Annotated in this window: 15 protein-coding genes; 14 read left to right on the top strand and 1 reads right to left on the bottom strand. The window is 59.5% G+C overall.

Annotated elements, in window-relative coordinates; genetic code table 11:
• Window positions 1-48 precede the first annotated feature (48 nt).
• Window positions 49-864, bottom strand: coding sequence for an inositol-phosphate phosphatase (suhB, locus tag VF672_RS20060; RefSeq protein WP_331106287.1), 816 nt, complete (start codon window positions 862-864; stop codon window positions 49-51).
• A gap of 235 nt (window positions 865-1099) precedes the next feature.
• Here suhB and trmJ point away from each other — a divergent pair, with 235 nt between their 5' ends.
• From trmJ to VF672_RS20130, 14 genes are all read left to right on the top strand, one after another.
• Window positions 1100-1873, top strand: coding sequence for a tRNA (cytosine(32)/uridine(32)-2'-O)-methyltransferase TrmJ (gene trmJ, locus VF672_RS20065; protein WP_331106288.1), 774 nt, complete (start codon window positions 1100-1102; stop codon window positions 1871-1873).
• Window positions 1873-2655: a serine O-acetyltransferase gene (gene cysE, locus VF672_RS20070; RefSeq protein WP_331106289.1), complete on the top strand. Its 783-nt coding sequence runs from the start codon at window positions 1873-1875 to the stop codon at window positions 2653-2655. Before trmJ ends, cysE begins: the two co-directional genes overlap by 1 nt.
• Window positions 2656-2822: 167 nt before the next feature.
• The gene (gene iscR, locus VF672_RS20075; RefSeq protein WP_331106290.1) at window positions 2823-3314 is read left to right on the top strand and encodes a Fe-S cluster assembly transcriptional regulator IscR; all 492 of its coding nucleotides are present in this window, start codon (window positions 2823-2825) and stop codon (window positions 3312-3314) included.
• A 44-nt stretch (window positions 3315-3358) separates the two neighbouring features.
• Window positions 3359-4573 carry an IscS subfamily cysteine desulfurase gene (locus VF672_RS20080; protein ID WP_331106291.1) on the top strand — a complete coding sequence of 405 codons (1215 nt, stop codon included), beginning with the start codon at window positions 3359-3361 and terminating at the stop codon, window positions 4571-4573.
• Between the two features lie 87 nt (window positions 4574-4660).
• Window positions 4661-5047 carry a Fe-S cluster assembly scaffold IscU gene (gene iscU, locus VF672_RS20085; protein ID WP_062383507.1) on the top strand — a complete coding sequence of 129 codons (387 nt, stop codon included), beginning with the start codon at window positions 4661-4663 and terminating at the stop codon, window positions 5045-5047.
• A 51-nt stretch (window positions 5048-5098) separates the two neighbouring features.
• Window positions 5099-5422, top strand: a complete 324-nt coding sequence (gene iscA / locus VF672_RS20090; RefSeq protein ID WP_331106292.1) for an iron-sulfur cluster assembly protein IscA — start codon at window positions 5099-5101, stop codon at window positions 5420-5422.
• Window positions 5423-5430: 8 nt separating this feature from the next.
• Window positions 5431-5949 (top strand): co-chaperone HscB, encoded by a 519-nt coding sequence (gene hscB / locus VF672_RS20095; protein WP_331106293.1) that lies wholly within the window; start codon window positions 5431-5433, stop codon window positions 5947-5949.
• Between the two features lie 48 nt (window positions 5950-5997).
• Entirely contained in the window at window positions 5998-7860 is a 1863-nt protein-coding gene (gene hscA / locus VF672_RS20100) for a Fe-S protein assembly chaperone HscA (RefSeq protein ID WP_331106294.1), read from the top strand.
• A gap of 3 nt (window positions 7861-7863) precedes the next feature.
• Window positions 7864-8205, top strand: a complete 342-nt coding sequence (gene fdx / locus VF672_RS20105; protein ID WP_331106295.1) for an ISC system 2Fe-2S type ferredoxin — start codon at window positions 7864-7866, stop codon at window positions 8203-8205.
• 13 nt (window positions 8206-8218) lie between these two features.
• Complete coding sequence (gene iscX, locus VF672_RS20110; protein WP_331106296.1) at window positions 8219-8419, top strand: Fe-S cluster assembly protein IscX; 201 nt, start codon at window positions 8219-8221, stop codon at window positions 8417-8419.
• A 90-nt stretch (window positions 8420-8509) separates the two neighbouring features.
• The gene (gene ndk / locus VF672_RS20115; protein WP_007916882.1) at window positions 8510-8935 is read left to right on the top strand and encodes a nucleoside-diphosphate kinase; all 426 of its coding nucleotides are present in this window, start codon (window positions 8510-8512) and stop codon (window positions 8933-8935) included.
• A gap of 27 nt (window positions 8936-8962) precedes the next feature.
• On the top strand, window positions 8963-10111 hold the full coding sequence (rlmN, locus tag VF672_RS20120; protein WP_331106297.1) for a 23S rRNA (adenine(2503)-C(2))-methyltransferase RlmN: 1149 nt from the start codon (window positions 8963-8965) through the stop codon (window positions 10109-10111).
• A gap of 26 nt (window positions 10112-10137) precedes the next feature.
• The gene (gene pilW / locus VF672_RS20125) at window positions 10138-10896 is read left to right on the top strand and encodes a type IV pilus biogenesis/stability protein PilW (protein WP_331106298.1); all 759 of its coding nucleotides are present in this window, start codon (window positions 10138-10140) and stop codon (window positions 10894-10896) included.
• On the top strand, window positions 10896-11014 hold a 119-nt coding region (locus VF672_RS20130; RefSeq protein ID WP_414705639.1), incomplete at its 3' end, for a helix-turn-helix domain-containing protein. The genes pilW and VF672_RS20130, both read left to right, overlap by 1 nt.

Consider the following 11014-nt stretch of genomic DNA (forward strand, 5'->3'; position numbering starts at 1 on the left):
GCAATAAAAAACCGGCACATGGCCGGTTTTTTGTACAGCGCGCTGGGCTTAACGCTTCAGCGAAGCCGGTACGAACGGAGCGATCGAGGTGAGGACCGCTTTGAAGCATTTGGTGTTGCCGGCAACGATGTGGCCTTTTTCAAGGAATTCGTGACCGCCGTTGAAATCGCTGACCAAGCCACCGGCTTCCTGAATCAACAGAGCGCCAGCGGCCATGTCCCACTCCGAAAGACCCGATTCCCAGAACGCATCGAAACGGCCCGCAGCCACGTAAGCCAGGTCAAGGCTTGCAGCGCCGGCGCGACGAATGCCGGCAGTCTGGCCAACCAGCGAACGGAACATGTTCATGTAGTTGTCGAGGTTATCCAGCTGGTTCTCGCGGAACGGGAAGCCGGTGCCAAGCAGCGCGCCTTCCAGGCTCTTGCGTGGGCTAACGCGCAGACGACGGCCGTTCAGGGCAGCGCCGCGACCACGGCTGGCGGTGAATTCTTCCTGACGAACCGGATCCAGAACCACGGCGTGTTCCAGGCGACCGCGGTACTTGCACGCGATGCTGACGGCGAAATGAGGAACGCCACGAACGAAGTTGGTGGTGCCGTCCAGTGGATCGATGATCCAGAGGTAGTCGGTGCCCTCGCCGCTGCCTTCATGCAGGCCGCTTTCTTCGCCGAGGATGCCGTGGGTTGGATACGCTTTGCGCAGGGCAGTGATGATGTTCTGCTCGGCGGCGCGATCGATCTCGGTTACGTAATCTTTCGCGTCTTTTTCGTCGACCTTGATGGTATCCAGGCGCTCGATGGAGCGGAAAATCAATTCGCTGGCGCTGCGGGCGGCGCGCAGCGCGATATTCAGCATGGGCTGCATGGATGGATCACCTAGGTCGTTAAAGAGAGCCGGCCATTCTATTGGTTCTCTTGGACGATTTCCAGCGCGAGTGCAGACTTTGCCGCGCGTCCGGTCGGCTGGTCGCCGTCGAGTTGGCAGTGGCCTGGCGCGTTTCGCTGGCGTATCGAGTGCGTGGGGCGCAAGGTTCATGGCATTGAAGAAGGCGCTTCTGTAACATTCGTCCCCCTTTTCACCTGCTAGCGAGACTTCACCAGTGCTGCAAAATATTCGTGTCGTCCTGGTCGGTACCAGCCATCCCGGGAATATCGGTGGCGCCGCGCGTGCCATGAAAAACATGGGCCTTTCGCGGCTGGTGCTGGTCGATCCCGCCCTGTTTCCCCATCATGAAGCCGATGCCCGGGCGTCTGGCGCAGGCGACATCCTGGAGGGTGCGCAGGTCGTGGCGACGCTGGAGGATGCGTTGGTGGGTTGCAACCTTGTGCTGGGAACCAGCGCTCGGGATCGCCGCATTCCCTGGCCGTTGCTGGATCCTCGCGAAGCAGGGGTCAAGACCGTCGAGCATGCCGCGATGGGCGAAGAGATCGCGCTGGTCTTCGGGCGTGAATACGCCGGCCTCACCAATGAGGAGCTGCAGCGCTGCCATTTCCATGTGCACATCCCCTCGGATCCTGAGTTCAGTTCGCTGAACCTGGCCGCGGCCGTGCAGGTGTTGAGCTACGAAACCCGCATGGCGTGGCTCGCTGCTGAGGGGCAGGCGAGCAAGGTGGAGAAATTCGAGGTCAATTCGGTGCGCAGTACCGAGCTGGCCACAATGGACGAGATGGAGAAATTCTATGAGCATCTCGAGTCCACGCTTGTCACCATCGGCTTTCTTGATCCCGAGAAGCCTCGTCATCTGATGGCACGGCTGCGTCGGCTGTATGGACGCTCTGCGGTCAATCGATCCGAGATGAGCATTTTGCGCGGCATCCTGACCGAAACCCAGAAAGCAGCCACTGGCGAGCCCTATAAGCGGAAGGATCAGTAATGTTCGAGCGTTTGCGGGAAGACATCCAAAGCGTTTTTCATCGTGATCCGGCGGCTCGAAATGCCTTTGAGGTGCTGACCTGCTACCCCGGCATGCACGCGATCTGGCTGCATCGGCTGTCCGGGTGGCTGTGGCGTAATGACCTGAAATGGCCAGCGCGGATGGTTTCCAATTTCGGTCGCTGGCTGACAGGCATCGAGATCCATCCAGGCGCGAAAGTCGGCCGGCGCTTTTTTATCGATCACGGGATGGGCATCGTTATTGGCGAGACCGCCGAGATCGGCGACGACGTGACGCTTTATCAGGGCGTGACCCTGGGCGGCACCAGTTGGAACAAAGGCAAACGTCATCCGACATTGGAGTCTGGTGTCGTTGTCGGTGCGGGCGCCAAGGTGCTTGGGCCGTTTACAGTCGGCGCCGGCGCCAAGGTCGGCTCCAACGCGGTCGTCACCAAGCCGGTGCCTGCGGGTGCCACGGTGGTGGGCATTCCAGGGCGGATCATCGTCAAGTCTGACGATGAGGCCGAAGCCAAGCGCAAGGCGATCGCCGAAAAGCTCGGCTTTGATGCCTATGGCGTCAGCGAGGACATGCCTGACCCCGTCGCGCGCGCGATCGGGCAGTTGCTCGACCACCTGCAGGCGATGGACGTGCGCGTCGAGGACATGGGCAGGGCCTTGAAGAGCCTCGGCGGCGAATACCGTGAGAAGGAGTTGCCCGAGCTGCGCCGGGAAGTGTTCGACTGCATGAAGGAGCGATCCGAGGCCGACGCTGCCGAGAAATAGCCTGGTGCGGGCCCGCACACGGCAGATGTGCCAATCGGTGGTGGGTTTTGCTATGATGCGGCCGCGCTTTTGCGGGTAATCCCGACTGTTTTACTAGGTCTAATAGTTGACTTAAATACTCGGGAATAGCATACTCGCCTCCATTCCGAACCTCCGCGGTACACGCCATGCGACTGACTACAAAAGGCCGATACGCTGTCACTGCCATGCTCGACCTGGCATTGCATGCGCAGCATGGGCCAGTGTCCCTGGCCGATATTTCCGAGCGGCAAGGTATTTCCCTTTCCTACCTCGAACAGCTGTTCGCCAAGCTGCGCCGCGGCAACCTCGTTTCCAGCGTACGCGGCCCCGGCGGCGGTTATCAGCTGTCCCGTCACATGCAGGGGATTCAGGTAGCGCAGGTGATCGACGCAGTCAACGAATCGGTTGACGCGACGCGCTGCCAGGGGCTCGGTGATTGCCATGCCGGTGACACCTGTCTGACCCACCACTTGTGGTGCGACCTCAGTCAGCAGATTCACGAGTTTCTAAGCGGTATCAGCCTGGCCGACCTCGTCACACGACGTGAAGTCCAAGAAGTCGCCCTACGTCAGGATCTGCGCCGTTGCGGTAGCAAGACGCAGCCACTGGACAAGATTGAAACATCCGCCGTTGAGTGAACGCAGATGAACGCGCGGCGCGCCTGCCCGATAGGAGATATTCAATGAGATTGCCCATATACCTCGATTATTCCGCGACGACGCCAGTCGATCCGCGTGTTGCGCAAAAAATGAGCGACTGCCTGCTGGTCGATGGCAACTTCGGTAACCCGGCGTCGCGTTCCCACGTCTTTGGCTGGAAAGCTGAAGAGGCGGTCGAGAATGCCCGTCGTCAGGTCGCTGATCTGGTCAATGCCGATCCGCGCGAAATCGTCTGGACCTCCGGTGCTACCGAGTCTGACAACCTCGCGATCAAGGGTGCTGCGCATTTCTATGCCTCCAAAGGCAAGCACCTGATCACCAGCAAGATTGAACACAAAGCCGTCCTCGACACCATGCGTCAGCTTGAGCGTGAAGGCTTCGAGATCACTTATCTCGAGCCCACCACAGACGGCCTCATCACGCCGGCCATGATCGAAGCCGTGATGCGCGACGACACCATTCTGGTTTCGATCATGCACGTCAACAACGAGATCGGCACGGTCAACGACATCGCAGCGATTGGCGAGATGACCCGCGCACGCGGTGTGCTCTTCCACGTCGATGCGGCGCAGTCCACCGGCAAGGTTGAAATTGACCTGGCCAACCTTAAAGTCGACCTGATGTCGTTCTCGGCTCACAAGACCTACGGTCCGAAGGGTATCGGTGCCCTGTGGGTCAGCCGCAAGCCACGCGTTCGCATCGAAGCGGCCATGCACGGCGGTGGCCACGAACGTGGCATGCGTTCAGGTACGCTGGCGACGCACCAGATTGTCGGTATGGGTGAGGCGTTCCGCGTTGCCAAGGAAGACATGGCTGCCGAGAACGCGCGCGTCAAGGCGCTGAGCGACCGCTTCTATCAGCAGGTCTCGCACCTGGAAGAGTTGTATGTCAACGGCAGCATGACTGCTCGCGTGCCGCACAACCTCAACCTAAGCTTCAACTACGTTGAAGGCGAGTCGTTGATCATGGCGCTGAAGGATCTGGCGGTCTCGTCCGGTTCCGCATGCACCTCGGCTTCGCTCGAACCTTCCTACGTGCTGCGCGCTCTGGGCCGTAACGATGAGCTGGCACACAGCTCGATCCGTTTCACCTTTGGTCGTTTCACCACTGAAGAAGAGATTGACTACGCCGCGCAGAAGGTCTGCGAAGCGGTCACCAAGCTGCGCGCCTTGTCGCCGCTGTGGGACATGTTCAAAGACGGTGTCGACATCTCCAAAATCGAGTGGGCGGCGCACTAATTCAAAGTCGCCACACCTGCGGCGCTTTGAGCACAGCGTTTCAAAGTGTCGCAAGAGCGACGTGTTGTATCTGATGAGGATTGCACCATGGCTTACAGCGAAAAGGTCATTGACCACTACGAGAACCCGCGCAACGTCGGCAAGATGAACGCGGAAGACCCGGATGTTGGCACCGGCATGGTTGGCGCACCGGCGTGCGGCGACGTAATGCGTCTGCAGATCAAGGTCAACGAGCAAGGCATCATTGAAGACGCCAAGTTCAAGACTTACGGCTGCGGTTCTGCCATCGCGTCGAGCTCTCTCGCCACCGAGTGGATGAAGGGCAAGACTCTGGATGAAGCAGAGACCATCAAAAACACTCAGCTGGCTGAAGAACTGGCCTTGCCGCCAGTGAAAATCCACTGCTCAGTGCTCGCCGAAGACGCCATCAAGGCGGCCGTTCGCGACTACAAGCAGAAGAAAGGCCTGCTCTAAGCGGAGCGTGTTTCGCTGCGTTAAGTAACTTGCGTGAGGTAAGGAGTTCCGATGGCTATCAGCATGACCGAAGCGGCGGCCAACCATGTACGCCGCTCCCTCGATGGGCGTGGCAAGGGTGACGGCATTCGTCTGGGCGTTCGCACGACCGGCTGTTCAGGTCTGGCGTATGTGCTTGAGTTCGTCGACGAGCCGGAAAGCGAAGACTCGGTATTCGAGTATCACGGCGTCAAGGTGATCATCGATCCCAAGAGCCTCGTCTACCTCGACGGCACTGAGCTCGATTTCGTCAAGGAAGGGTTGAACGAAGGCTTCAAGTTCAACAATCCCAACTCGCGCGGTGAATGTGGCTGCGGCGAAAGCTTCAACGTCTGAGGCTTATTGTGGGTACTCCTTGTCACTTCGCTTTATTCGACCTGCAGCCGGGCTTCAATCTGGATCTTGACCTGCTGGCGACACGTTACCGCGAGCTTGCCCGGAGCGTGCACCCCGACCGTTTTGCGGATGCCTGCGAGGCTGAGCAGCGGGTTGCGCTGGAACGCTCTGCCAGTCTGAACGACGCCTACCAAACGCTGAAGAACGCGCCAAAAAGGGCGCGTTACCTGTTGGCGCTGAAGGGCGAAGTCCCGCTGGAAGTCACGGTCCAGGATCCCGAGTTCCTGATGCAGCAGATGCAGTGGCGTGAAGAGCTCGAAGATCTCCAGGACGACGCGGATCTGCAAGGTGTCGCGGTATTCAAGCGTCGCCTGAAGGTTGCCCAGGAAGAACTGAACGAAAGCTTCGCGGCGTGTTGGGATGACGCTGCACAGCGTGAGCAGGCTGAAAGGCTGATGCGCCGCATGCAGTTCCTCGACAAGCTCTCCTACGAAGTGCGCCAGCTCGAAGAGCGCCTCGACGATTAACCCCGCGCCGTCCTTCTGGGACGGCACGCCAGTGATATCAGAAAAGCAATGGCTCTACTGCAGATCGCCGAACCCGGCCAAGCTCCAAAACCTCATCAGCGTCGCCTGGCTGTCGGCATTGACCTCGGCACCACCAACTCGCTCGTCGCTGCCCTGCGCAGCGGCATCAGTGAGCCGCTTCCCGACGCCAACGGTCGGGTCATCCTGCCGTCCGCCGTCCGCTACCACGCCGATCGCGTCGAAGTGGGCCAGTCGGCCAAAGAGGCTGCCGCGAGTGACCCGCTGAACACCATCATTTCCGTCAAGCGTCTGATGGGCCGCGGCATCTCCGATGTGAAGCACTTGGGTGGGCAGTTGCCTTACCGCTTCACGGGCGGTGAATCGCACATGCCATTCATCGAGACGGTGCAGGGCCCGAAAAGCCCGGTGGAAGTGTCGGCGGACATTCTCAAGGTGCTGCGTCAACGCGCCGAAGAAACCCTGGGCGGTGATTTGGTGGGTGCGGTCATCACCGTTCCCGCTTATTTCGATGATGCTCAGCGTCAGGCCACCAAAGACGCCGCGAAGCTGGCGGGCCTGACTGTACTGCGCCTGCTCAACGAGCCCACTGCGGCTGCCGTGGCGTACGGGCTGGATCAGAACGCTGAGGGCGTGGTCGCCATTTACGATCTGGGTGGCGGCACGTTTGATATCTCGATCTTGCGCCTGACCGGCGGCGTGTTCGAAGTCATGGCCACCGGCGGCGATAGCGCGCTGGGCGGCGATGATTTCGACCATGCGATTGCCACGTGGATGATTGCAGAAGCGGGGCTGTCCGACGATCTCGACCCGGCTGCCCAGCGCCGTCTGATGCAAACGGCGTGCGCTGCAAAAGAAGCGCTGACTAACGCAGATTCGACCGAAATCGTGCACGGCGACTGGCGGGGTGTCCTCACCCGCGCCGCGTTCGATGCCCTTATCGAGCCGATGATTGCCCGTAGCCTCAAGGCCTGCCGGCGTGCGGTTCGTGACTGCGGCATAGAGCTGGACGAAGTCGAAGCAGTGGTCATGGTCGGTGGTTCGACGCGGGTCCCGCGAGTTCGTCAAGCGGTGGCCGACCTGTTTGGCCGTCAGCCGTTGACCGAGATCGACCCGGACCAGGTGGTTGCCATTGGCGCTGCGATCCAGGCCGATACCCTCGCAGGCAATAAGCGTGATGGCGGCGAGCTGTTGCTGCTGGACGTTATCCCGTTGTCCCTGGGGCTGGAAACCATGGGCGGCTTGATGGAGAAGGTCATTCCGCGCAACACCACGATCCCGGTGGCCCGCGCCCAGGAATTCACCACGTACAAAGACGGCCAGTCGGCCATGATGATCCACGTGCTGCAAGGCGAGCGTGAGCTGATCAGCGACTGCCGCTCGCTGGCGCGTTTCGATCTGCGCGGCATCCCCGCGATGGTTGCCGGTGCCGCAAAAATCCGCGTGACGTTCCAGGTCGACGCCGATGGCTTGCTCAGTGTGTCCGCGCGCGAGCTGGCTTCCGGCGTGGAGTCGAGCATCCAGGTCAAGCCTTCGTATGGCCTGACCGACGGTGAGATCACCCGCATGCTCAAGGATTCGTTCCAGTACGCCGGTGACGACATGGTGGCTCGCGCGCTGCGTGAACAGCAGGTCGATGCCCAGCGTTTGCTTGAAGCGGTCGAAGGCGCTTTGCAGGCAGATGGCGAGCGTTTGCTCGATGCCGAAGAGCGCATGGTCATCGACCTGCAGATGGAAGAACTTCGTGAATTGATGAAGGGCGACGACGGTCCGGCCATCGAGCTGCAGACCAAGCGTCTGTCACAAGTGACTGACGCGTTTGCCGCCCGCCGCCTGGACTCAACGGTGAAAGCCGCGTTGTCGGGGCGCAACCTGAATGAGATTGAGGAATAACTGATGCCGCAGGTTACATTTCTGCCACACGCCGAGCATTGCCCGGACGGGATGGTTGTCGAGGCTGAAGTCGGCAAGTCGATTCTGGAACTCGCCCACGATCACCACATCGAAATTGAAAGTGCATGCGGCGGTGTCTGCGCCTGCACGACCTGCCACTGCATCATTCGCAAGGGCTTCAACTCCCTTGAAGAGGCAGACGAGCTGGAAGAGGACTATCTTGATCGTGCATGGGGTCTGGAAGCACAGTCCCGCCTGGCCTGTCAGGCCAAGGTCGGCACTGAGGACCTGACCGTCGAGATTCCTAAATATTCGCTTAACCACGCTGCCGAAGCGCCGCACTGATCGAGAAGCTGTCATGAGTTACGGTTGGAATGACGTACAACGCATCGCTGAAGAACTGGCCGAGACGCACCCTGGCATCGATCCCTACTCCGTAGGGTTCACCAAGCTGCAGCAGATGATCAAGCAACTGCCGGATTTCGACGACACCTCTGGTCGCGTTGGCGAGAAGGTGCTCGAGGCGGTTCAGACGCTCTGGGCCGACGAAATCGACTGATCAGATTTGCATGTTAGGCAATAACATCAAACCCGCGTATAATTCGCGGGTTTAATTTTTCGCAATAATCACTGCTTCTGGAGTTACACCATGGCTGTTCAACGTACTTTCTCGATCATCAAGCCTGATGCTGTTGCCAAAAACGTCATCGGCGAGATCACCACCCGTTTCGAAAAAGCCGGTCTGCGCGTTGTCGCTTCGAAACTGAAGCAACTGTCCAAAGCCGAAGCAGAAGGTTTCTACGCTGAGCACAGCGCCCGTGGTTTCTTCGGTGACCTGGTTGCATTCATGATCTCCGGCCCGGTCGTCGTTCAGGTTCTGGAAGGCGAAAACGCTATCGCTCTGAACCGCGAACTGATGGGCGCCACCAACCCTAAAGAAGCTGCTGCCGGCACCATCCGTGCTGACTTCGCTGACTCGATCGACGCCAACGCTGTTCACGGCTCCGACTCCGAAGCCGCCGCTGCTCGTGAAATCTCGTACTTCTTCGCTGCTACCGAGGTAACCACTCGCTAAGCTATTGCTGCGAGTGAGGGTGAATCCATGACTGAGACAACTGGCAAAATCAACCTGTTGGGTCTGACCCGGCTGGAAATGGAAAAATTCTTCGAGTCTATCGGGGAGAAACGCTTCCGCGCCGGTCAGGTCATGAAGTGGATTCACCACTTTGGCGTCGATAATTTCGACGCCATGACGAACGTCGGCAAGGCCTTGCGCGAGAAGCTGCAGAGCCGTGCCGAAATTCGCGGTCCGGAAGTCGTCAGCGAGGACATCTCCACCGACGGCACCCGTAAATGGGTCGTCCGTGTCGAGTCCGGCAGCTGCGTCGAGACCGTCTATATTCCACAGGGCAAGCGCGGCACGCTGTGCGTCTCTTCCCAAGCGGGTTGTGCGCTGGATTGCAGCTTCTGCTCCACCGGCAAACAAGGCTTCAACAGCAACCTCACCGCCGCCGAAGTCATCGGCCAGGTGTGGATTGCCAACAAATCTTTCGGCAGTGTCCCGGCGACCGTCGACCGTGCCATCACCAACGTTGTGATGATGGGCATGGGCGAGCCATTGCTGAACTTCGACAATGTCGTCTCGGCCATGCATCTGATGATGGATGACCTGGGCTATGGCATTTCCAAACGTCGGGTGACCTTGTCGACCTCCGGCGTGGTACCAATGATCGATGAGCTGGCCAAGCACATCGACGTCTCGCTGGCGCTTTCGCTGCACGCCCCCAATGACGCGCTGCGCAACCAGCTGGTACCGATCAACAAGAAGTACCCCCTTAAGATGCTCCTCGAGTCCTGCCGCAACTACATGTCTGCGTTGGGCGAGAAGCGGGTGCTGACCATTGAGTACACGCTGCTCAAGGACATCAACGACAAGCCTGAGCACGCGATCGAGATGATCGAGCTGCTCAAGGACACGCCTTGCAAGGTCAACCTGATCCCGTTCAACCCGTTTCCGCATTCGGGCTACGAACGCCCCAGCAACAACGCGATCCGTCGTTTCCAGGATCTGCTGCATCAAGCCGGCTTCAACGTCACCGTGCGCACCACGCGCGGTGAGGACATCGATGCTGCCTGCGGCCAGTTGGTCGGGCAGGTAATGGACCGCACCCGTCGCAGCGAGCGCTATATCGCTGTGCGTGAACTCAGCGCCGATGCCGACGTTGCGCAGGTCGCTTCGGCTCGCAACTGATTGCGAATTTGACTGAGAGGATCTCTATGTCCCTGCGCGTTGCGCTGCTGCTCTGTTTTGCCACGCTGCTGGTCGGTTGTGTGTCCACCGGCAACGTCGATCCGCTGAGTACCAGCAAGGGGCGTGAGGAGGCTCGTCAGGCTTACGTGCAATTGGGGTTGGGTTATCTTCAGCAGGGCCAGATGGAGCGGGCGAAGGCACCACTCAAAAAGGCCCTCGAGCTGAACGGTTCCGATGCCGACGCCAATGCGGCGCTGGCGTTGGTGTTTCAGGCTGAGATGGAACCGGAACTGGCGAACCAGTATTACGAGAAAGCGTTGTCCGCGCGTTCAAAGGACGCACGGATCCTCAACAACTACGGCAGCTTTCTCTATCAGCAGAAGCGCTACAAGGAAGCTTACGAGCGCTTCGAGCAGGCCGCCGATGATAACCTCTACGCTGAACGCGCCAGGGTTTTCGAGAACCTCGGCATGACCGCGCTGATGCTGGGTGACAGCGTCACTGCCCGTGAGCATTTCGACAAGGCCCTGCGTCTCGACCGTCAGCAACCACGTGCGTTGCTGGAAATGGCTGAGTTGTCTTACGAAGACAGGCATTATGTGCCTGCGCGCGATTACTACGAGCGTTTCAGCCAGTTGAGCGAGCAAAATGCGCGGAGCCTGCTCCTCGGCACGCGGCTGGCGAAGGTGTTTGATGACCGCAACAAGGCAGCCAGTTACGGGTTGCTACTAAAAAGACTCTATCCCGGTACGCCGGAATATCAGCAATACCTGTCGGAGCAATGATGAAAGCGGCGCATCCCGAAGTTGTAGCAGCCACTCGCACGAACCCGGGCGAGACATTGCGTCAGGCCCGCGAGAGCAAGAACTGGTCGCTGCCAGATGTTGCGTTGAGGCTCAACCT

Source organism: Pseudomonas sp. (genome assembly GCF_036387035.1).
Lineage (GTDB): Bacteria > Pseudomonadota > Gammaproteobacteria > Pseudomonadales > Pseudomonadaceae > Aquipseudomonas.